General features: G+C 61.0%; 22 protein-coding genes and 1 tRNA gene. 15 read left to right on the top strand and 8 right to left on the bottom strand.

Annotation, left to right across the window (positions count from 1 at the left end):
• Nucleotides 1–18 precede the first annotated feature (18 nt).
• Nucleotides 19–369 (bottom strand): arsenate reductase (glutaredoxin), encoded by a 351-nt coding sequence (arsC, locus tag FLP30_RS06615; RefSeq protein ID WP_149279108.1) that lies wholly within the window; start codon nucleotides 367–369, stop codon nucleotides 19–21.
• A 107-nt stretch (nucleotides 370–476) separates the two neighbouring features.
• On the opposite strand from arsC, the gene FLP30_RS06610 reads away from it, so the two are divergent.
• On the top strand, nucleotides 477–2,165 hold the full coding sequence (locus FLP30_RS06610; protein WP_408834351.1) for a SulP family inorganic anion transporter: 1,689 nt from the start codon (nucleotides 477–479) through the stop codon (nucleotides 2,163–2,165).
• 112 nt (nucleotides 2,166–2,277) lie between these two features.
• Here FLP30_RS06610 and FLP30_RS06605 read toward each other — a convergent pair whose 3' ends face one another.
• Both FLP30_RS06605 and FLP30_RS06600 read right to left on the bottom strand, forming a co-directional pair.
• Nucleotides 2,278–3,063 carry a sulfite exporter TauE/SafE family protein gene (locus tag FLP30_RS06605; protein ID WP_149279106.1) on the bottom strand — a complete coding sequence of 262 codons (786 nt, stop codon included), beginning with the start codon at nucleotides 3,061–3,063 and terminating at the stop codon, nucleotides 2,278–2,280.
• Nucleotides 3,064–3,104: 41 nt separating this feature from the next.
• Complete coding sequence (locus FLP30_RS06600; RefSeq protein WP_149279105.1) at nucleotides 3,105–4,031, bottom strand: MBL fold metallo-hydrolase; 927 nt, start codon at nucleotides 4,029–4,031, stop codon at nucleotides 3,105–3,107.
• 107 nt (nucleotides 4,032–4,138) lie between these two features.
• Here FLP30_RS06600 and FLP30_RS06595 point away from each other — a divergent pair, with 107 nt between their 5' ends.
• From FLP30_RS06595 to FLP30_RS06580, 4 genes are all read left to right on the top strand, one after another.
• Nucleotides 4,139–4,801: a peroxiredoxin gene (locus tag FLP30_RS06595; protein WP_149279104.1), complete on the top strand. Its 663-nt coding sequence runs from the start codon at nucleotides 4,139–4,141 to the stop codon at nucleotides 4,799–4,801.
• The gene (locus FLP30_RS06590; RefSeq protein WP_149279103.1) at nucleotides 4,798–5,217 is read left to right on the top strand and encodes an ArsR/SmtB family transcription factor; all 420 of its coding nucleotides are present in this window, start codon (nucleotides 4,798–4,800) and stop codon (nucleotides 5,215–5,217) included. Before FLP30_RS06595 ends, FLP30_RS06590 begins: the two co-directional genes overlap by 4 nt.
• A complete protein-coding gene (locus tag FLP30_RS06585; RefSeq protein ID WP_149279102.1) occupies nucleotides 5,198–5,770 on the top strand; it encodes a DNA-3-methyladenine glycosylase I in 573 nt (190 codons plus the stop codon). Before FLP30_RS06590 ends, FLP30_RS06585 begins: the two co-directional genes overlap by 20 nt.
• 118 nt (nucleotides 5,771–5,888) lie before the next feature.
• Nucleotides 5,889–6,308: an RcnB family protein gene (locus FLP30_RS06580; RefSeq protein WP_246856447.1), complete on the top strand. Its 420-nt coding sequence runs from the start codon at nucleotides 5,889–5,891 to the stop codon at nucleotides 6,306–6,308.
• A 50-nt stretch (nucleotides 6,309–6,358) separates the two neighbouring features.
• On the opposite strand, the gene FLP30_RS06575 is transcribed toward FLP30_RS06580, so the two are convergent.
• Together FLP30_RS06575 and FLP30_RS06570 are read right to left on the bottom strand one after the other, a co-directional pair.
• On the bottom strand, nucleotides 6,359–7,081 hold the full coding sequence (locus FLP30_RS06575; protein WP_149279101.1) for an MgtC/SapB family protein: 723 nt from the start codon (nucleotides 7,079–7,081) through the stop codon (nucleotides 6,359–6,361).
• 307 nt (nucleotides 7,082–7,388) lie between these two features.
• Entirely contained in the window at nucleotides 7,389–7,748 is a 360-nt protein-coding gene (locus tag FLP30_RS06570; RefSeq protein WP_168200058.1) for a hypothetical protein, read from the bottom strand.
• 659 nt (nucleotides 7,749–8,407) lie between these two features.
• Between FLP30_RS06570 and FLP30_RS06565 the strand changes: the two genes are divergently transcribed.
• The gene (locus FLP30_RS06565; protein WP_149279099.1) at nucleotides 8,408–9,094 is read left to right on the top strand and encodes an acyl carrier protein; all 687 of its coding nucleotides are present in this window, start codon (nucleotides 8,408–8,410) and stop codon (nucleotides 9,092–9,094) included.
• 348 nt (nucleotides 9,095–9,442) lie between these two features.
• On the opposite strand, the gene guaA is transcribed toward FLP30_RS06565, so the two are convergent.
• Entirely contained in the window at nucleotides 9,443–11,041 is a 1,599-nt protein-coding gene (guaA, locus tag FLP30_RS06560) for a glutamine-hydrolyzing GMP synthase (RefSeq protein ID WP_149279098.1), read from the bottom strand.
• A 220-nt stretch (nucleotides 11,042–11,261) separates the two neighbouring features.
• Here guaA and FLP30_RS06555 point away from each other — a divergent pair, with 220 nt between their 5' ends.
• From FLP30_RS06555 to FLP30_RS06540, 4 genes are all read left to right on the top strand, one after another.
• On the top strand, nucleotides 11,262–11,702 hold the full coding sequence (locus tag FLP30_RS06555; RefSeq protein ID WP_149279097.1) for a hypothetical protein: 441 nt from the start codon (nucleotides 11,262–11,264) through the stop codon (nucleotides 11,700–11,702).
• A gap of 123 nt (nucleotides 11,703–11,825) precedes the next feature.
• Nucleotides 11,826–11,902, top strand: a tRNA-Arg gene (locus FLP30_RS06550).
• Between the two features lie 220 nt (nucleotides 11,903–12,122).
• Nucleotides 12,123–12,539 (top strand): hypothetical protein, encoded by a 417-nt coding sequence (locus tag FLP30_RS06545; protein WP_149279096.1) that lies wholly within the window; start codon nucleotides 12,123–12,125, stop codon nucleotides 12,537–12,539.
• A gap of 235 nt (nucleotides 12,540–12,774) precedes the next feature.
• The gene (locus tag FLP30_RS06540) at nucleotides 12,775–13,221 is read left to right on the top strand and encodes an Ivy family c-type lysozyme inhibitor (protein WP_210419257.1); all 447 of its coding nucleotides are present in this window, start codon (nucleotides 12,775–12,777) and stop codon (nucleotides 13,219–13,221) included.
• A gap of 79 nt (nucleotides 13,222–13,300) precedes the next feature.
• Here FLP30_RS06540 and FLP30_RS06535 read toward each other — a convergent pair whose 3' ends face one another.
• Nucleotides 13,301–14,407: a lytic transglycosylase domain-containing protein gene (locus FLP30_RS06535; RefSeq protein WP_246856446.1), complete on the bottom strand. Its 1,107-nt coding sequence runs from the start codon at nucleotides 14,405–14,407 to the stop codon at nucleotides 13,301–13,303.
• Nucleotides 14,408–14,595: 188 nt separating this feature from the next.
• Entirely contained in the window at nucleotides 14,596–14,898 is a 303-nt protein-coding gene (locus FLP30_RS06530; protein ID WP_149279094.1) for a putative quinol monooxygenase, read from the bottom strand.
• Nucleotides 14,899–15,031: 133 nt separating this feature from the next.
• Between FLP30_RS06530 and rfaD the strand changes: the two genes are divergently transcribed.
• From rfaD to FLP30_RS06505, 5 genes are read left to right on the top strand one after another with little or no spacing between them, the layout of a single operon-like run.
• Entirely contained in the window at nucleotides 15,032–16,012 is a 981-nt protein-coding gene (gene rfaD / locus FLP30_RS06525) for an ADP-glyceromanno-heptose 6-epimerase (protein WP_149279093.1), read from the top strand.
• Nucleotides 16,013–16,035: 23 nt separating this feature from the next.
• Nucleotides 16,036–16,908, top strand: a complete 873-nt coding sequence (gene lgt, locus FLP30_RS06520; RefSeq protein ID WP_149279092.1) for a prolipoprotein diacylglyceryl transferase — start codon at nucleotides 16,036–16,038, stop codon at nucleotides 16,906–16,908.
• Complete coding sequence (locus tag FLP30_RS06515) at nucleotides 16,905–17,933, top strand: class I SAM-dependent methyltransferase (protein WP_149279091.1); 1,029 nt, start codon at nucleotides 16,905–16,907, stop codon at nucleotides 17,931–17,933. Before lgt ends, FLP30_RS06515 begins: the two co-directional genes overlap by 4 nt.
• Entirely contained in the window at nucleotides 17,930–18,730 is an 801-nt protein-coding gene (gene pgeF / locus FLP30_RS06510; RefSeq protein ID WP_149279090.1) for a peptidoglycan editing factor PgeF, read from the top strand. The genes FLP30_RS06515 and pgeF overlap by 4 nt, the downstream gene beginning before the upstream one ends.
• Complete coding sequence (locus FLP30_RS06505) at nucleotides 18,727–19,668, top strand: hypothetical protein (protein ID WP_149279089.1); 942 nt, start codon at nucleotides 18,727–18,729, stop codon at nucleotides 19,666–19,668. The genes pgeF and FLP30_RS06505 overlap by 4 nt, the downstream gene beginning before the upstream one ends.
• The last annotated feature ends 3 nt before the right edge of the window (nucleotides 19,669–19,671 follow it).

Here is a 19,671-nt window from a genome sequence, read left to right as displayed (position 1 = left end):
GGCACCCCGTTTTTTGTGTCAGGGCAGCAGCGACAGCACGGTATCCGCCGGGCGGCAGGCCTTGACCCCCTTGGGTGACACCACAACAGGCCGGTTCAGCAACACCGGGTTGGCAGCTATGGCCTGCAGGATGGCGGCATCCGTCACGCCGGGCTGGTCCAGTCCCAGTTCAGCACAGAGTTTTTCCTTTGTCCGCAGCAGGTCATGCGCGGTGGCTGGCCCCTGACGCACCAGAGCTTCCAGCTCCGCCAGGGTCGGCGGGGTTTTGAGATACTGGATAACCTCTGGCTCGATCCCGGCATTGCGCACCAGTTCCAGCACAGAGCGGGCCGTGCCGCAGGACGGGTTGTGATAGACTGTCACAGTCATGGCATATCCTTTGCAAAAAGAAGGAAATGTTACATCCTGCCCCCAAATGGCAAGGGGCCATACCACCCCCTGCCCACCGGCAAAACAGCGGCGGATGTGCAAACAGGGTGTCTGATTCCCAACTATGGTCGCCCACCAGCGTGCGGCGCGACATACTGGCAGGACTGTCCCTGGCCGCCATGAACATCCCCCGCGTGCTGGGCTATACCCGCATTGCGGGCATGCCCGCCGTCACCGGCCTTTACACCGTGCTGCTGCCCCTTGTGGCCTTTGCGTGTGTTGGCTCCTCACGCCACCTTGTTGTAGGGGCGGATTCTGCCACAGCCGCCATTTTTTCCAGCGCCATTTCCCAAATGGCGCCCGAAGGCAGCCCCCATTACATCACCCTTGTCTGCGCCATGACCCTGCTGAACGCCGGGTTCCTGCTCACCGCCCGCCTGTTCCGGCTGGGGTTTCTGGCTGACTTTCTGTCCCGCACGGTGCTGGTAGGGTTTCTGGCCGGTGCTGGCGTGCAGGTGGGGCTGACCATGGTGTACGATATGGCCGGGCTGCACCCAGACAGCCACAACCCGGCCTACCAGATTGCCGCCCTCATCCCCATGCTGCCCCATGCCCATGGGCTGGAATGCCTGCTGTCTGCGGTCGTTTGCGCCGTGCTGCTGGTGGGGCAGGCGCTTTGGCCCCATATCCCCATCACGCTGGCCATTATCATCATGGGCATGGGGCTGGGCTGGGTTTTACCCCTGTCCCATTTAGGAATCCCTACTCTGGGGCAGGTTTCTGGCGGGCTACCAACACTCACCCTGCCCTGGATAAGCTGGAACGACCTTGTGGCCCTGCTGCCGGTTTCGGCCTCCTGCGTGTTTGTGATTATTACCCAAAGTGCGGCCACAGCCCGCGCCTTTGCCGACACCCCCCGCAGTGCTGCGGATGAAAACAGGGATATTCTGGGCCTCTGCGCCGCCAATGCCGCCGCGGGGCTCAGCGGTGCCTTTACGGTTAACGGCAGCCCGGCCCTGACGGCCATGGCTGTGCGGTCCGGGGCCACAAGCCAGCGGGCGCAGTTGGTCCATGCGGCTGTAACCCTGTGTGTGCTGCTGTTTCTGAGCATGCCGCTCCACTACCTGCCACGCTGTATTCTGGCGGCTGTGGTGTTCTGTGTTGCGGTGGGCATGGTGGATGTGGCCGCCCTGCGGGCCATCCGCAAGGAAAGCCCCGGCGAGTTCTGGCTGGCCCTGACCACCGCCGTGAGCGTGGTTGGGATTGGGGTGGAGCAAGGTATCTTCATCGCTCTGGCGCTGTCGCTGTTCCGGCATGTGCACCACAGCTACCGGCCCCACACCATGGTGCTACGACCCGATGCTGCGTCGGGTGCGCTGGAAACCGAACCCGTACACCCCGGCGCACAGACCGAACCGGGGATTATCCTCTACCGTTTTTCAGCCGATCTGTTTTACGCCAACTGCGCCCTGTTTGCCCGCGACATTACCCTGCTGACCACCACAGCCCCCAGCCCTGTCCACTGTGTTGTGGTGGATTGCAGCGCCATTACGGATATTGACTATTCTGCTGCCAGCACCGTGCGGGCGGTTATCAGCACCCTCCATGAGGCCGGGATTCAGGTCTTTTTCGGGCGGGTAGCCCCGTATGCCCTGGCGGATATGGAGCGGCACGGGATTGTCAACGCCGTTGGCCAAAACGCCATTTTTTCACAACTGCACACAGCACTGGAGGCTGCCCGCAAGGCCAATCATGATGCTGACCCGGCCATTCCTCTGGCCTCAGCAGGCAGTTAGTGCTCCAAGGCTATTTGGCAAAAAAGAATCAAAGTTTTTGGGTGTCATTTTTTCAAAAAGGTGACATTCCCTGAAGCTTTTTGAAAAAAGCTTCACCAAAAACTTTTGATCTTTAGATAAGCTGTAAGCTTTTGGCGATCATATAGGCTGCCACCACAAAAATAACCCCAGAGAACAGCACAGTCAGCCTGCCCGCAGACCCCGCCATGCCATGAGCAGCCCGTGTGCCCACAGTGCTGCCCACCACACCGCCGATAATAAACAGCACCGCCAGTTGCCAGTCCACAAACCCGGACAGCGTATAGCTTAGCGCGGTGCTAAAACCAAAAGCCGAGACCGCGACAAGCGATGTTCCGACAGCATTAATAATGGGCATGCCGGTTGACGCCATAAGCCCCGGTACAATCAGAAACCCGCCGCCAATCCCAAAAAAACCTGACAGCGCCCCCGTGCCCAGCCCGTAGGCCATAACCTTACCAGCATTATGCCGGTTACAGCTTGCCCCGGGGGTGCCCATGTTCTTGCGCCCGCGCAGCATCAGTACGCCCACAACAACCATCAATATCGCAAAAAGCAGCAACAGCCGTCTGCCATCCATGCTTTTGCCAAGCCCGGCCCCCAGAAAGGCCCCCACCACCCCGCAGGAGGCAAAAATGGCCGCGCAACGCCATTTTACCGTTTGCTTGCGGGCATGCTGCACCAGCCCTGCCAGAGCGTTGATGGCCACCGCCAGCGCACTGGTCCCAATGGCCACATGGGCGTCGGCAACACCCACCACATACACCATCAACGGCACAGCAAGGATGGACCCGCCACCACCGATCAGCCCCAGGGTAAACCCTACAAGCGCCCCGGACAGCGCTTCCAGACCGAGATGAAACACAGACGACAGCAACATGGGCAGAACCGACCAAACGGAAAACGGGAAAGCGGGATATATCAGAAACGATTAACGGGAATCTTGATATAGCTGACGCCATTGCTCTCCGGCTCTGGCAGGTGCCCCGCCCGCATATTGACCTGCACGGACGGCATGATCAACGTTGGCAGGGAAAGCCCGGCATCACGCGTGGTACGCATGGTCACAAAGCTGTCTTCCTCCACACCATCATGGACGTGGATGTTCCCTGCTTTTTCAGCGGCAACGGTGGTTTCCCAGGCAAAGGTATCGCGGCCGGGGGCTTTGTAGTCGTGGCACAGAAACAGCCGTGTCTGCCCTGGCAGGCTGAGAAGGCGGCGGATGGAGCGGAACAGCATACGGGCATCCCCACCCGGAAAATCCGCGCGGGCCGTGCCATAATCGGGCATGAACAACGTATCGCCAATAAAGGCGGCATCCCCGATCACAAAGGCCATATCGGCAGGGGTGTGGCCGGGTACGTGCAGGGCAATACAGTCCAGCGCACCCAGCTTGAAACACTCACCATCCGTAAAGAGGTGGTCAAACTGTGATCCGTCCCGGGCAAAACCCGTGCCCGCGTTGAAAATAGAGCCAAACGTGTGCTGCACCCGTACAATATCAGCCCCGATCCCAATACGCCCGCCAAGCTGGTCGCGCAGCCACGGGGCGGCGGAGAGGTGGTCGGCATGGGCGTGGGTTTCAAGCTGCCAGACAACCGTCAGCTTTTCGCGCTGCACATAGTCCACAATCTGCTGGGCAGAGCGATAATCCGTACGGCCCGACACCGGGTCATAATCCATGACACTGTCAATAACCGCGGCCTCCCCGGTCTCCGGGTCATGCACGACATGGCTGGCGGTAAAGGTGGCAGGGTCAAAAAAACTGCGCACACAGGGCCGCGCCTGCGGTGTGGTCAGGGCCGCTTCAATCCGGGCTGTAGCGGCTGCAAGGGCAGACTCGGACATGGTGGGACTCCCAAGGTTTCTAACTTAAAGTAAAAATGAATATTCACTTTCACTAAATATGAAACCATCTTGCGTCAAGATAATGTCTTCGCGTAAAGAAAATCCCTATGCACGACACTGTTCCCACCCCCGGCACCGCAGCCGCCACCCAACAGGCCCCAGTGAAGATCGGAGACCTCGCCCCCGACTTCGTGGCCCGCACCACGCAAGGCACCCTTACCCTCAGCGCATTACGGGGGCGGTGGGTTATTCTGTTCTCCCACCCTGCGGATTTCACGCCTGTCTGCACAAGCGAATTCATAGCCCTTGCCAAGGCAGAGCCAGACTTTGCCGCCATGGGCTGCGCCCTTGTCGGCCTGTCGGTGGACAGCCTGCCTACCCATCTGGCCTGGGTGGATGCCATCAGGGAGCGCTTTGATGTGCGTATTCCCTTCCCCGTGGTGGAGGACCCCTCCATGGCCATTGCCATCGCCTATGGCATGCTCGACAGCACCGCGCGCAACAGCGCCACGATCCGGGCCACCTATTTTATCGACCCGCAGGGGATTGTGCGGGCCATGACATGGTACCCCATGACCATTGGCCGCTCGGCAGCCGAAATGCTGCGTATGCTGGCCGCCCTGCAACGCGTGGAAAAGGGCGATGTGCTGACCCCCGAGGGCTGGACACCCGGTGCGCCTGTCATGCTGCCCCCCAGCCAGACGCAGGACGCTGTGGCACAGGCTGGCCCCTGCTGGTTCATGACCCTGCAAAAGGATACGCAGGCATGAGTGCCCTGTCTGTCGAGACCGCCCGCCTGCTGGTTGAACAGATGAAACTGTTTGCCCAGCCACAACGGCTTGTCATTCTGGACGCCCTGCTGCGCAACGGCCCCCTAGCTGTGGGGGAGTTGGAAACCTGCACCGGCATTGGCCAGCCAACCCTGAGCCAGCAGCTAGGCACCCTCCGCCGGGCGGAAATTGTTGCCACACGGCGCGAATCCCGCACCATTTATTACAGCCTGGCCAGTGATGAGCACGCCCTGCGGGTGCGCGCCCTGCTTGGCCTGCTGCATAACGACCGCACCGCCATGCCCGCCCTGCGCGCTGTAGCCGAATACTACGGCAAGGAACGCGCCCCCCGGCCCGACATGGACGGTGGCGCACAATTTGCCTTTATCCGCACCGATGACCAGCGCCGCCCCTGAGCCACCCCGGCAGCGCTGTCACTGGGCGCAAAGCAACGCCCTGATGCGCCAGTACCATGACACCGAGTGGGGCCGCCCCACACGCGACAGCCGCCTGCTGTGGGAAATGCTGTTACTGGAGAGTTTTCAGTCCGGCCTGTCATGGAACACCGTGCTGCAAAAACGCGAGAACTTCCGCCGCGCCTTTTGCGGCTTCGACCCTCACGCCGTCGCACGGCTGACACCGGAGGATGAAGCACGGCTGGTTATGGATGCAGGCATCATACGCTCACGCGGCAAGATTGCCGCCACCATCACCAACGCCCGCGCCTGGGTTGCCATGCAAGAACAGGGCGAGGATTTTGCACAGCTTGTCTGGTCCATGGCCCCTGCCCCCCAGACCATACCGGCCACAAGCCCGCCACCCAGTCAGACCCCGCACTCGCGCATATTGGCGGCGGCTCTGAAGGCACGTGGATTCACCTTTGTCGGCCCCGTGACCGTGTACGCCTGGATGCAGGCAATCGGTATGGTCAACGACCACGAACCAGGCTGTTTCCTGCACGCAGGCTGACCCGCACGTTACACAAAAACAGGGGGCGTGCGGATCGCCGTATTTTCGTCACCTGAAATGCCTTATAATCCAGGAGTTGATGACTGGCCGCGGCCAGAATGTCCCAAGGAGGTATCGCGTGAACACAAAAGCTGTCGCACTGCTTCTGGCAGGTTGTCTTGGCATGGCGCCATTGGCAGCATTTGCCCAACGTGGCCCGGGTGGTCCTGGCGGCCCCGGTGGACCGGGTGGCCCAGGTGGGTATGGTGGTGGCCCACGGGATCATGGCTGGCATGGTGGTGGCCGCCCGGGGGGTGGCCCCGGCGGCGGCTGGCGGCGGCAGCCCCCACCGCCCCCGCCCGGAGGCAACTGGCGTCGGGGTGACCGTTACTGGGGCAGCGCCCCCTGGGTTAACAACTGGCAGTCCTACCCCGGCCTTTATGCGCCCCCTTACGGGTACCGCTGGGTACGCACGGGCGACCAGTTCCTGCTGACCGCCATTGCAACAGGCGTGATTTCGGCCATTGTGGCCGGGTCAATCAACAACGCCACCCGCTAAAACCGACACCCCTGGGGCAGCACACCGCTACCCCAGGGGCATGAGGGCGATCAGCCGTCCGTATTCATCTGCCAGGATGCAGATTCCACAGCCTCATCCGCCAGCAGGCTGGCGACAATATCATTCAGACCCGCCGGTGCATCCTCACACGGCAGCAGAGTCAGCAACGCGGTGCAAAGATCAGTCTCGTCCTCATCACGGACAAAGGAGACTGTACGCATGGCATAGCCACGCTCCAGCAGTTTATCCTCCAGTTCCCCCGCAAGACGGCGGCAATCATCATAATGGGTTTCCAACCTGATCTGGTAGCCGTTTTCAAGGGTTTCGGTCTGGACAGGTGTGCGGTTGATAGCCCGCACAATCGGGCGCAGCAGCGTGTTACCCGCAATCACAAAAAACGTCAGCAACACAGCTTCGGCCAGCATGTCGCTGCCTGCACAGGCCCCCACCGCCGCCGAGCACCAAAGCGTTGCGGCCGTGTTCATGCCCCTTACATTGGTGCCCTCTTTAATAATGGCCCCAGCACCCAGAAAGCCAATGCCAGACACGACATAGGCAATCACACGCAGGGACTCGACATCCCCCGCGATCCGCTGGGCAAGGTCCACAAAGGCCGCACCACCAAGAGCCACCAGCGCATTGGTGCGAACACCCGCCGTGCGCTGCCTGTACTGCCGCTCCGCCCCGATCAGCGTGCCCAGCACAAACGCTCCCAGCAGACTGATGAAACTGTCCGCAAAGGTTGAAACATCAAAAGTTTGAACAAACCGCACCCTGTTTCCCTTTCCGTCACGCGCAGCACGACAGATCAGGCTTTAACGCCCAGACCATGGCACGCCAACCACCTGCGTGCCCTCGCCACAGTTCTGTAACATTTGGGAAAATACACAATAAGGGGCGGCACCAGGACCTCGCCCTCAAGCCCGCTGCGGCACACACAGGCAGGCATGACTGCCGCCAGCTCCCCAATATGCTGCCTATAATCCGGCCGGCAGCACACTGGAGGGACTGTAACACACACAGATTTTTCAGAGGGAGATAAAAACTCTCCCTAATAATCAGGGAAAAGCAGAATTACGCTCACTCATCATGCCAACCGTTCTGGACCATGCAGTCACGGAATATGGTCGAGCGACCATAGCTGTTGGTATCGTGGGATGTCTGCATGACCGCGTAATAACGGCCATCTCTTTTAACGCAGCCATTAGGGCTGTTTTTCTCGCACTTATCGCGCTCGGCATAGTTAGAGCCAAACTGCATGTTGGAAACAGTATTGACCGGCAATGTCGCATAAGAGACAGCCTCACAATGGGTCGTGGCGGCGTTCAATTCACCAGGCCCGGTACCGGGTTTTACCCAGTTTGTGCATCCCGCGAGGAAACATAATGAAGACAGTGCACAAATAGAACTGACAGTTTTAAAAAAGAATTTTGAAGACATTGTTACAGTCCATTAATAGGAATCGCGGTTAATACGTAAGCACACGGTTGAAGACCTATATATATACTGTATAAATGCATTGACCAAGGGAAATGAGAGCCACTTGCGAAACCCTTCGGGCTGGCGTGGCCTGCTCCTGGCAGGGGCCGCCAATCAGAGCCCCGCTCGGTTTTTTAGTGAGACCATAGAGCCAAAAGCAGCTTTACCTTCCTCTCGACACAACAGCACTGGTGCCTTGTTACCGGAAGGTGACCTATGGTTTTGACATGGCAATACGACTGCCGCTTTCGCCTTACGGCGTTTCATGGTCACGGCACTCAATAAAACGGGTGTCATGAGCTTTGCCTATAGAAGCGAGAACATGAACACCGACCGTGCCAATATTCCCGTCGCTGAACTATCCGAATCACACGACATGATTATGTGGGAGATGAGCAGGCATCATCCGCTTACGAAGCTTGCTGGCCAGACCTGACGCCATTGCCGTCATCAGCGAAGACATCTCGCCCAAAGGGGGCACTTGAAGCCATCGTGGCACAGACGCGGTCATGCTCGGACATCTGGCCCGCGTAACAAGGAGGAAATTGCCATCGACAACGCCCTCTTCAGGAACGCATATTTAAAGCAGGCGTTATGCTATTCTCGAACTGAAAGAGCGGATGATGTCATCATCTCTGGGCCTGCAAGGTGATTTTGACGATATAGACTTGATCGAAGATGTTGAAGGCGCTTTTGGCTTCCGACTGTCTGACTGTGACCTCAGCCATTGCCGGACTGTTGGTGATTTATTCGAGCTTGTTAAGGCCCGCCTGCCAGCCAGTAGTTTTGCGGGAAACTGTGCAACAGCAATGACCTTCTATCGGCTACGTCGCGCCATCCAGCCCCGGATAGCCACCACCTTACGACCCGGAACGTCTCTTTCCGCACTTTCAGATCTTCGCGTGCAAGAGTTGCTGCGTATCATAAAGGAAGACTGCGGGCTCCGTCCTCCAGGGCATTTTATCTCCTGCTGGGGCTGTGTCGCACTGGTGGCAATCCCTGCCCTGCCGGTAGCGGCCATGGCTTTAGGTTTGGGCTGGTGGAGCGCCATCCTGGCCGCCTTATTGGCGATAAGCGTATTTCGCAAAATGCCGATCCGGTTGCCCGACACTCTACTTACGTTCGGCGATCTCGTTCGGTCAGTCTCATCACGGAACATCGGCACATTGGCTAAACAAGGGGCACGGCTAAGGACGTCGGAAGCGTGGGACATTTTTAGAGACGTGCTCTCTGACCACACGCTTTTGCCAAAAGAGGCAATAGCCCCCGAAACGCTCCTTCTGCACCCAAAGCTGGCAAACGCGTAAGCAGGCCATCCGCAGAGCACGTGTCCACCGCCATTCCACCATATGAGGGTTACATGGAAGAGATATGGCGGCAAAGCCGTCTCATGCATCGAGATAGACGCAATAGCATGTTCGAACTGGCCTTTAGCTGCCATCGGCATGACTCTAAGGGACAGTTTTGTCTTCAGTTATTGGCCAAAATGGCGGTGGCTCTCGTTGGCAAGCAAAGACCACGATGAGGCCACAGGCCCAGTCATGGTATCGGCGGCTTCAAGCCGCCGATACCATGAAGACTATCCTTGATGACGCAGGATAAATGATTGTTTTTTCAGTATTTTTCCTAAAAAAACAATCATTTGTATTTCTGGATCATTCCCACTCGATCGTGCCCGGCGGCTTGGACGTAATGTCATAGGTCACGCGGTTGATACCACGCACCTCGTTGACAATACGGCCTGCCACACGGTTGAGGAAGCTCATGTCAAACGGATAGACATCCGCTGTCATGCCGTCCGTGCTGGTCACGGCGCGCAGGGCACAGGCCTGGTCGTATGTCCGGCCATCACCCATGACACCCACCGTGCGGACGGGCAGCAGCACTGCAAAAGCCTGCCAGATGGCATCATACAGGCCGGCCGCGCGGATTTCTTCCAAGAAGACGGTATCAACCTTGCGCAGCAGGTCCAGCTTGTCGCGCGTGATGGCACCGGGGATACGAATGGCCAGCCCCGGCCCAGGGAAAGGATGACGCCCGACAATGTTTTCGGGAATATCCAGCTCCCGCCCAAGGGCACGCACTTCGTCCTTGAAGAGTTCGCGCAGGGGCTCGACCAGCTTCATATTCATACGTTCGGGCAGGCCACCCACGTTGTGGTGCGACTTGATGGTAACAGACGGCCCACCCGTAAAGCTGACGCTTTCAATAACATCCGGATACAGCGTACCCTGCGCCAGAAACTGCGCGCCGCCCAGCTTGGTTGCTTCTTCCTCAAACACTTCCACAAACAGGCGACCAATGGTCTTGCGCTTGATTTCAGGGTCGGTCACGCCATCAAGGGCGGACAGGAAGAGGTCGGACGCATCACGGTGGACAAGCTGGATGTTGAACTGGCCGCGGAAGGTGCGGATAACCTCCTCCGCCTCGCCCGCGCGCAGCATGCCGTGGTCAACAAAGATGCAGGTCAACTGGTCGCCAATGGCTTCGTGGATCAGCACTGCCGCAACGGAGGAATCAACCCCGCCGGACAGACCGCAGATGACCCGGCCTGTGCCAACCTGTTCCTTGATCCGGGCAATTTCCATATCGCGGAAGCCAGCCATGGTCCATGTGCCAGAGCACCCGGCCACATCATGCGTGAAGTTCCGCAGCAGGGCTGCGCCGTGGGGGGTATGCACCACTTCGGGGTGGAACTGCACGCCATACAGCCTGCGCCCTTCATCAGCGATAACAGCAAAAGGTGCCCCTTCGCTGACAGCAACCGTGCGGAAACCCGGCGGCAGGGCTGTCACCCGGTCACCATGGCTCATCCACACCTGCTCACGCCCACCGCGTGACCACGCACCGCGGAACAAGGCGCAGTCTTCCACAATATCAACAAACGCACGGCCGAATTCGCGGTGGTCACCACTTTCAACTTGCCCGCCAAGCTGCTTGCACATGGCCTGCTGGCCATAGCAGATGCCCATCACCGGCACTGCCAGCTCAAACACCACATCAGGCACACGCGGGGCATCGGGGCCATTCACGCTGGCCGGACCACCGGACAGGATAATGCCGCGCGGTGCAAAACCACGGATACGCTCTGCTGTTGCGGTAAAGGGCCAGATTTCGCAGTACACGCCACTTTCACGCACGCGGCGCGCAATAAGCTGCGTCACCTGGCTGCCAAAATCCAGAATCAGGATACGATCCTGGTGCAGGGTTTCATCCAACGCGACAGGAGAAACAGGCGAAGTGGCTTCGAGCATGGGCTACTGGTCTTTCTGGTCAACACCACGGGGGGTTGTCTTGCGGGGCAACATCTGGCGCGCGTAACGCCGGATGATCATATCTACAGGCGGATATAAAGCCATGGGTGGCCGCCGTCACCCCAATAAAACCATACCCGCGTGGCAGCCAGCCCACAGCACGGCTTGCCTGCCTGCCCCAGCCCACGCACAGTCCCCGCCCGTATAAGGAGAACAGACGATGACCCCAGCCCGCCTGAAAGCCCTCGGCCTGCTGAGCACCCTTTTTCTGGCAGGTGTTGCAGCCCCCCACCCGGTCAGGGCGGAAGAGTCCGCAGCAGAAGACCCGTATGGAGACTGGATAGGCACGCTGGTCCGTGATCAGGGCACTGACTGCCCCACAGAAGGCACGTCGCTCATGCAGATTCAGGACGGGCGTATGATTTTTGTGCCTGAAACCGGCACCCTGGTCCTGCGGGGTGTGCCCGACAAGGCCCGCCAGCACTACCATGCCCAGCTTGTGCTTCAAGACGCACGCAAACAGCCCCTCCCCCTTGTTTTTGAGGCCCACCCGAACGGAGCCGTGTTTGAAGGTGTTTATGGCACCCCAAATTGCCGTGCCCATGTCACCCTGCACCGCCCGCAAAGCCGGAGCTGGAAGAACTTTATGGGCGAGGACTAAAAAAGAACCCCTCAGAAATGGCGGCTTTCTGGGGATTTTTCATAATCCCGATAAAAAAATTCAAAAAAATGAATTTTAGGGGTTGCCGCCTCCCCCTCGTTGGCATAGAAACCGCCTCACAGCGCACCCGTAGCTCAACTGGATAGAGCACCAGACTACGAATCTGGGGGTTAGAGGTTCGAGTCCTTTCGGGTGCGCCAAACTTTCCTAAAAAAAATAAAGCGCCTTAAGCAAGCAGAAAATTCCCTTTTGCGGAATATGTCATCTGCTTGTCTTACGCTTCGGCCCGGCACTGTGCTGGCTGCTGTTCAGCCCCCCTCCGCCATGCAGAACACCCCCTGTGCAAGTTGATACGCCCAGCTATGGTGTAGCCTTGTGCCCGCCCCCTTGGCGGGACAGCATGCTCCTGCAAGGCTTTCCATGACAGCACGCACACTGACACTCGCTTTTCTGACAGCCTGCCTTGCCACCGCAGGGTGCCACTCCAAACCGGAGGAAGACGCCCAGTCCACCTGCCAGCGCACGACACCCCGTTCAGGCATGCACGGTAGCATTACCGAGAGCTTTGGCAGCGGTCTTGGGCAAATGGCCCCCATGGCTGCCCGTGCCGTGCCCGGCATGGGCGGCGTAGGCGGCATGGTCGCGGGCATGGGCCTGCGGCAGACCATGTCACAGTTTGGACTGGGTCAGGGCGGCCCACGGACAATGATGGACACCGCCGCAACGCAACCCGATGCCGCTGACCCGACCCATACGCCCATGTTCCCCTGCCAGCCCCCCACAAGCTCCCCTGAAATACCCGAGTCACGCGAGATTCACTTTCAGGACGGTGGCTAAAGGATCTGGCGGTCCGGGCAGAAAGCCCCACACTCAGGCTGCCCGTTACCAGCAGACCTCCCCCACGCCACAGAGCATGGGCCAGAGGAGGACAATACCCTATCGTGAGGGACCTCGGTGCAGTTTCAGTCACACCCGGCGCAACCACCAGCCAGGGTCAGGCTTTGTAAACTGCAGTCCCATCCTGTGCGGTCCGCCAAGGCTGCGCCGCACACAAACCAGAACGGAACACCCCATGCGCCCTGTCCTGCTTGGCCTGACCACCCTGCTTCTTTCTGGCATGGCCACCCCCCTCTGGGCCGCCGACAAACCGGCAGCAACCAGCACAGCAGCCCCCGACCTGGCCAGCTATACAGACGCCATTGCCCGCAACCCAAAATTTGCAAAAGCCTATCAGAGCATGGTCAAGCTGCCTGAATGGGCGGCGCTGCCACATGCTACCTCAACCCCCACCACCCCGCTCAGTATTGGGGGCAAGCACTATCGGGTCGGCAACCTGTGCGAGCCGCATAATTGTGGGAACAATCAGCTAGAGGTCATCTTCACCGAAGACGGTCACAAAGCCTGGGGGCTCCTGTCCAGCACCATAGGCGGCAAAGTGTACCAGATGCCTCTGGGCGACCCGGATGATACCATCCTGCACGCCCTGAACGACGCCTATAAGGCCAGCAACCCGCAATAATAGCGGCCCAGAAGCCTGCGACTGCCCAACATAAGGCCGCAAGACCATTGCGCGGGGCTGTCAGCCGTAGCCTGAGCCCTCAGCCCCCTCGCACCTGAATACAGGGCAGAGAGCGCGCACGCAGGACAAGGCAGACGTCAGCCGGGCCTGTGTCCTGTGCGGTCTCAAACTGGGCGCGATAGAACTGCCGCCCCGACACCGAGGCCTGCCGCACCGCAGGCCGCACCTTGAGGGCATGGGCCGCCAGCAGACCCCGCACCGAATCGAGCGTACTCTGGGCCTCGGCGTAGGAGGCAAATGCCCCCACCTGCACGGTGCCCGTCACAGCGGAGGACAGGGACACAGGCCGGAAAGCCGCCGCCTGCCCCAATGTCCGCACCGGAGCTATGGCGGGCATATCCGCCATAGCCACCTGCTGCACAGGCTGGCTCACAGGGTCGGGGTCGGGGTGGGGGGTGTCACGGTCCATCAGGCAGGGGGTGGAGGGGTCATAGGCGGCATCGGCATTCCGCAGGCAGCCATCGGCTGTGCGGGTCAGGTCGGTGCGGGCATAGTCGTTAACACCCCCATCCCCTGCCCCCGCAGCGGCCCCATAGGCCACCGCCGGGGTTGCAGACGCCACAACAACACGCCCGCGCGACGGCACGCCACTGGCTACGCTGTCACCCAGATGGGGGGAAATGGCGGCAACGTAATTGACCGTCTCATCCGGCAGGGCACGGCCGGACGACAGATAATCATCCACCCTCTGAGGCCCGGCGTTATAGGCGGCCAGAAAGCCGGGGGAGCCATAGCGGTCATACATCTGGCGGATATACCCCGCCCCGGCCATGATATTGTCGTGCGGATTATAGGGGTCATCCCCCAGGCCATACTGACTTTGCAGGTCGGCATAGGTGGCAGGCATAAGCTGCATCAGACCCATGGCCCCGGCGGATGATGTTGTCAGTTGTCCATGCAGATACTGATGCCCGCCGGATTCCTGATGCATGACGGCACGCACCCAGCTATCCGGTATGGCAAAACGCCCTGCGGCCTCACGCACATAAGGGCCCCACGGGTCTTCGGCAGGGCCGGGTGCCCTATAGGCCGCCGGGTCTGCGGCCGAGCGGTACTGGGCCGCAGCGTCATAAGCAGGTTGAACCGGCGTGGTCGAGCACGCGCCCAACCCCAGCAGCAACGCCATACAGGCTGCCTGTAGCCCCCTGTCCCCCACCACAACGCACCTCTTCTTCCTGCGCCATGCCTGCCTGTGCCGTTGCAGGCGCATACAGTCTTTTACTGGCCGCCCTGTAGACAGCCACTATGTCTTTATTATGCCCGTCAATGCCACCAGGAACAGGGCAGGCCACTCGCATGGCCCGCCCATAGGGTTCAGGCACCGGGAACGGGCTGGAGAATATGCACTTTCAGCGGTTCAGCCAGCAGGGTTTCCAGCGTGGCGGCAAGCTGTTTGAAATGCGGGGTTTGCAGGTGGGACTCCAGCGCGGCGCGGCTGGCCCAACGCTCTACAAAAACAAAGCTCTGAGGGTCATCAAGGTCCTGATTGGGCACATACAGGCTGTTGCCTGTCTCGGTCAGGGTCGGGGCCACACAGTCTGCCATGGCCTGGGCCACGGCGGCTTCCTTGCCCGGCTGGGCTTTGAGAATGGCCACCACTGTAATTTCGCTGCTCATGATCCACCTTGCTCCATAAGTGTCATAACAGACTGCATGCTAGGCAAATACGCGCCCCCTGGCTACCACGCCGCACACCGCCCTGCCCGAAGCGACTTGGAGGGAACAGGCCCAGCCCCTATACTCCCGCGCCATGATCATCATTACTGGTGGGGCCGGGTTCGTCGGCTCGTGCCTTCAGGCGGCGCTGGTTGCCAGAGGGCAGGATACTGTGATTGTCGACTGGCTGGGCACGGAGGGAAAATGGCGCAATATTGCGGGCCACCCGCCCGTCAGGGTCATTGACCCCCATACCCTGCCTGCCTTCCTCGACACGCTCAGCGGGGCCGAGGCGGTGTTCCACATGGGGGCCATCAGCGAAACCACCGCACGTGATGGTGACCTAGTGTGGCAGACCAATGTCGCCCTGTCGCAGACATTATGGAAGTGGTGCACCCATACCGGCACACGGTTTGTTTACGCCTCCTCCGCCGCAACCTACGGGGCTGCGGACAAGCCCGAACAGTTTTCCGACGACCCGAGCCTGCTGGACACCCTGCACCCGCTCAACCTGTATGGCTGGTCCAAGCATGTTTTTGACCGTCAGGTTGTAGCCAAGGCGCATAATGGTGGCCCCACACCACCCCAGTGGGCCGGGCTCAAGTTCTTTAACGTCTATGGCCCTAATGAATATCACAAGGGCCGCATGCTCTCGGTCGTCAAGGTCAAGTATGATGAGGTGCGGTCGGGCCAGCCCGCACGGCTATTCCGCTCCGACAGGCCCGATCTGGCAGATGGTATGCAGGCGCGCGACTTCATATGGGTGCAGGACGTGGTGGACATCATGCTCTGGCTCTATGACACGCCTGACGTATCCGGGCTGTTCAACTGCGGCACCGGCGTGGCCCGCACCTATCTGGACCTGGCGTATGCCGTCTGCGATGCCGCAGGCTGCGAGCGCCGGGTGGAATTTGTGGACATGCCCCCAAGCCTGCACGGCCAGTACCAGTCCTACACCCAGGCCGACCTGACACGCCTGCGGGCTGCGGGGTACACTGGCCGCTTCACAACGCTGGAAGAGGGTGTCAGACGCTACGTGCAGGACTATCTTGCCACCCCCCACCCTTATTACTGACCCCTGGCCGCGGACACCCGACCATGCTTCCTGTTCTGATGTTTCCACAGTTTGACCCGGTGCTGGTGCATTTCGGGCCACTGGCCGTGCGATGGTACGCGCTGTCCTATATTACCGGCATTGTGCTGGGGGTTATCCTGCTCCGCAGGCTGGCAGTGCTGGCCCCACGCGTGGCCACGCCCGAACAGGCTGATGACTTTCTGACATGGGTGACCCTGGGGGTGCTGCTGGGCGGGCGGCTGGGATACGTGCTGTTCTACCAGCCCAGCTATTACCTGACCCACCCCGTCGCCATGGTGGAAGTGTGGCATGGCGGCATGTCCTTCCACGGTGGGGCTTTGGGGGTTATTGCAGCCATGGTGCTGTTTACCCGCAGGAACAAAATCAACTTTCTGGCCTTTGCAGACCGTGTGACCGTTGCTGTGCCCATCGGGCTGGGATTGGGCCGGCTGGCCAACTTCATCAACGGGGAACTCTGGGGGCGTGAGGCTCCGGCAAGCCTGCCCTGGGCCATGATCTTTCCCGGCGGTGGCCCCATTCCGCGCCACCCCTCGCAGCTTTACGAATCGCTGACCGAGGGGCTGCTGCTGTTTACGGTGCTGTATATTGCCTCACGCCGGATCAGCATTCGCCAGCGGCCCGGTTTTCTGGCGGGTATGTTCCTGGTCGGCTACGCTTGTGCCCGCTCGTTTTGTGAATTCTTCCGCGAGCCAGACGCCTTCCTCGGGTTCCTGGCAGGGGGCATTACCATGGGGCAGTTGCTGTGCATTCCCATGCTGCTGACCGGTATTGCCCTGATGGTGCATGCCCGCCGCGCCCCCCTGTACACCGGCACCCCCGAGCCGGATGCAACGCTGGCCACCCCCGCAAGCCCGGGCAGCCAGCCCCGCGCATGACGGCAGCCCTGCCCCCCCACGCGCAGCGGCTGGACCATTTCATGGCCCAGGCCAATGCGCGCTATTACGCCAGCACCCCGCTGCTGAGCGACTTTATTACCGCCCCGGAAATCAGCCAGGTCTTTGGCGAACTTCTGGGCGGCTGGGCCGCCATGGTCTGGCAGGGCATGGGGTGTCCAGCGTCCTTTACCCTGGCCGAGGCCGGGCCGGGCCGGGGCACGCTGATGGCCGATGCTCTGCGCCTGATCACCCGCCATGTGCCCGCCATGGCCCAGGCACAGACCGTGCATCTGGTCGAGACATCACCCCTCATGCGGGCTGCTCAGGCACAGGCTCTGGCCCCCTATGCCAGCCCCATCTGGCACAATGACATCAACACCCTGCCTGACGGCCCGCTGATCCTGCTGGCCAATGAATTTCTGGATGCGTTACCCATCCGCCAGTTCATCCAGACCGACACAGGCTGGCATGAGCGTTACGTGGCCGATGGTGCGTTCCATCTGGCCCCCTCTGCAGCCCCGACCCTGCCCGACAACCGCGCGCTGGAGCCCCAGACCGTGGTGGAACTGTGCGAGCCCGCACTGGCGACCGCACGGTGGCTGGGCCAGCGGCTGGCCCACAGCCCCGGTGCCGGACTGTTTATTGATTATGGCCATGCCTCCACCCTGACAGGCGATTCCCTGCAAGCCCTGCGCCATGCCCGCCATGCCCCACCGCTGGAAGCAGCGGGGGAGGCCGACCTAACAGCCCATGTCGATTTTACCGCCTTTGCCGCCGCCGCAACGCAGGCAGGGGCTGCGGTTTACGGGACCGAAACACAGGGGGCTTTCCTCCGCCGTCTGGGCCTGATGGAGCGGACCGAGCAACTGGCCCGCACGGCAACCCCGGCCGAGGCCGCAACCCTGCGTGACAGCGCCCACAGGCTGGCCGCGCCTGAAAAAATGGGCCACCTGTTCAGGGTAATGGCCCTTGCCTCCCCCTTCCTGCCCCCGCCCCCCGGCTTTACAAAAGGACCGGCTACATGACCCAAGGCCCGGCGTTTCCCCGGCTTTCCCCGCTGACCAGCCCTCTGCTGGGGCAGGCACGGCATGGTTTCTTCACCCGTGAAGGCGGGGTGTCCACCGGCCCCTATACCAGCCTCAACTGCTCCATGCGCTCAGGCGACACGCCAGAAAATCTGGCTGAAAACCGCCGCAGGGTCGCCCTGCACCTTGGGGTGGAACCCACCCACCTGCTGGGGGCAACCCAGGTCCATGGCCGCGTGGTACTCACAGCCACCCACCCCTGGGCCCCCGGCACCGGCGCACAGGCCGATGCCCTTGTTACCAACAGGCCGGATCTGGCCATAACGGTCATTACTGCCGACTGTGCGCCTGTCCTGTTCAGCACCGCTGATGGCTCCATTGTCGGGGCAGCCCATGCCGGGTGGCGGGGGGCACTGTCCGGTGTGCTGGAGGCCACAAAAGACGCCATGGTGGCACTGGGCGCAAAGGCACAGGATATTCACGCCGTTGTTGGCCCCTGCATTGCCCAGGAAAGCTACGAAACAGCGGATGACATGCGCTCGGCCATTCTGGCAGTGGACCGGCAGGCAGCAACCTTCTTTACCCCCGGCACACGGGCCGGGCATTACCAGTTTGACCTTGCCGGGTGGTGTGTCTTCCGCCTGCAACGTGCTGGCATCGGGCGGGCGGCCGCTCTGGGCGTGGATACGCTGTCGGACGAGAAACGGTTTTTCAGCCACCGGCGGCGCACACTGGCAGGCGGGGGCCAGATCGGCCACCAGACCTCGGCTATTGCCACAAAGGTCCCCCACGGATGACACGCCCGCTGCCTGCCCGCCTTCTGTCTCATTCCCACAAACTACCGCTTCTGGGCACGCTCCTGCTGCTGGCCGGGTGCCTGGATGTGCCGCACCCCTTTGCCAGCCGGGGTGGGCCCAACGCGGGGCTTGCTCACCACGCCCTGCCTGCCCGGCTGGACGTACCAACCCCCATGGCCTCCCTGCTGCCTGAGGCCAGCGCCCGCCTGTGGGCCAAAAGCACCACCACCGCCCTGCTGGAGCAGACCATCCCCGCCATCGCCCAGCCCACCCGCCCGGGCGACTGGTGGCTGGACATGAGGGCCGAGCAGCATGGGGCCAGCGTGGTGCCGCTCTACCGGATCATGACCCCGCAGAACACATTGCGCGCAACGCAGCAGGGCCAGCCCATCCCCACGGCCCGCTGGGCCGTGGCGGACGCCAGCCTGTTGGCCATGGTCGCGCAGGATGCCGCCCCCAGAATTGCCGCAGCCCTGACAGGCATCCAGGCCGCGGATATGGAAAAAGACCCCAAAAGCCTGAAGAACAGGCCAGCCCGTGTCTATTTTACCGGTGTCCGGGGTGCGCCGGGTGATGGAGACATTGCCCTGGCCCGCGCCTTTGCCGCCGCCTTCCGCGACAGTGCCGACACGTTGCAGAACAGTCCGGATCAGGCCGACTTTACCATTACGGCCACTGTCAGGCTGACCAACGGCCCCGTGGGCACAACCGGCCACCCCCAGCAGCATGTGGAAATTGTCTGGTCCGTGCATGACAAAACCGGCAAGGAAGCCGGGGCTGCAACCCAGTTGCATGACATCCCCGCCCACTCGCTGGACGGATACTGGGGGGACGTCGCCACCGCCGCCGCGCAGGAGGCCGCCGCTGCCGCACGGCAGATTATCGACCGCTATTCAGGCCGCACCAACACACCACTGGCCAACGCCCACACACCCTGAAAA

Origin of the sequence: Acetobacter vaccinii (assembly GCF_008365315.1) — a bacterium.
In the GTDB taxonomy this organism is placed as follows: Bacteria; Pseudomonadota; Alphaproteobacteria; order Acetobacterales; family Acetobacteraceae; genus Acetobacter; species Acetobacter vaccinii.
This window is presented reverse-complemented; position numbering and strand designations above follow the sequence as displayed.

What these genes read in the sequence shown, in the direction of transcription:
- FLP30_RS06555 (WP_149279097.1), top strand. Translation starts at nt 11,262, where the DNA reads ATGACCCCAGCCCGCCTGAAAGCCCTCGGCCTGCTGAGCACCCTTTTT.
- FLP30_RS06535 (WP_246856446.1), bottom strand. Translation starts at nt 14,407, where the DNA reads ATGGCGTTGCTGCTGGGGTTGGGCGCGTGCTCGACCACGCCGGTTCAA.
- FLP30_RS06545 (WP_149279096.1), top strand. Translation starts at nt 12,123, where the DNA reads ATGACAGCACGCACACTGACACTCGCTTTTCTGACAGCCTGCCTTGCC.
- arsC (WP_149279108.1), bottom strand. Translation starts at nt 369, where the DNA reads ATGACTGTGACAGTCTATCACAACCCGTCCTGCGGCACGGCCCGCTCT.
- FLP30_RS06565 (WP_149279099.1), top strand. Translation starts at nt 8,408, where the DNA reads ATGATGTCATCATCTCTGGGCCTGCAAGGTGATTTTGACGATATAGAC.
- lgt (WP_149279092.1), top strand. Translation starts at nt 16,036, where the DNA reads ATGCTTCCTGTTCTGATGTTTCCACAGTTTGACCCGGTGCTGGTGCAT.
- FLP30_RS06530 (WP_149279094.1), bottom strand. Translation starts at nt 14,898, where the DNA reads ATGAGCAGCGAAATTACAGTGGTGGCCATTCTCAAAGCCCAGCCGGGC.
- FLP30_RS06585 (WP_149279102.1), top strand. Translation starts at nt 5,198, where the DNA reads ATGACCAGCGCCGCCCCTGAGCCACCCCGGCAGCGCTGTCACTGGGCG.
- FLP30_RS06595 (WP_149279104.1), top strand. Translation starts at nt 4,139, where the DNA reads ATGCACGACACTGTTCCCACCCCCGGCACCGCAGCCGCCACCCAACAG.
- FLP30_RS06540 (WP_210419257.1), top strand. Translation starts at nt 12,775, where the DNA reads ATGCGCCCTGTCCTGCTTGGCCTGACCACCCTGCTTCTTTCTGGCATG.
- FLP30_RS06515 (WP_149279091.1), top strand. Translation starts at nt 16,905, where the DNA reads ATGACGGCAGCCCTGCCCCCCCACGCGCAGCGGCTGGACCATTTCATG.
- pgeF (WP_149279090.1), top strand. Translation starts at nt 17,930, where the DNA reads ATGACCCAAGGCCCGGCGTTTCCCCGGCTTTCCCCGCTGACCAGCCCT.
- rfaD (WP_149279093.1), top strand. Translation starts at nt 15,032, where the DNA reads ATGATCATCATTACTGGTGGGGCCGGGTTCGTCGGCTCGTGCCTTCAG.
- FLP30_RS06570 (WP_168200058.1), bottom strand. Translation starts at nt 7,748, where the DNA reads ATGTCTTCAAAATTCTTTTTTAAAACTGTCAGTTCTATTTGTGCACTG.
- guaA (WP_149279098.1), bottom strand. Translation starts at nt 11,041, where the DNA reads ATGCTCGAAGCCACTTCGCCTGTTTCTCCTGTCGCGTTGGATGAAACC.
- FLP30_RS06590 (WP_149279103.1), top strand. Translation starts at nt 4,798, where the DNA reads ATGAGTGCCCTGTCTGTCGAGACCGCCCGCCTGCTGGTTGAACAGATG.
- FLP30_RS06600 (WP_149279105.1), bottom strand. Translation starts at nt 4,031, where the DNA reads ATGTCCGAGTCTGCCCTTGCAGCCGCTACAGCCCGGATTGAAGCGGCC.
- FLP30_RS06605 (WP_149279106.1), bottom strand. Translation starts at nt 3,063, where the DNA reads ATGTTGCTGTCGTCTGTGTTTCATCTCGGTCTGGAAGCGCTGTCCGGG.
- FLP30_RS06505 (WP_149279089.1), top strand. Translation starts at nt 18,727, where the DNA reads ATGACACGCCCGCTGCCTGCCCGCCTTCTGTCTCATTCCCACAAACTA.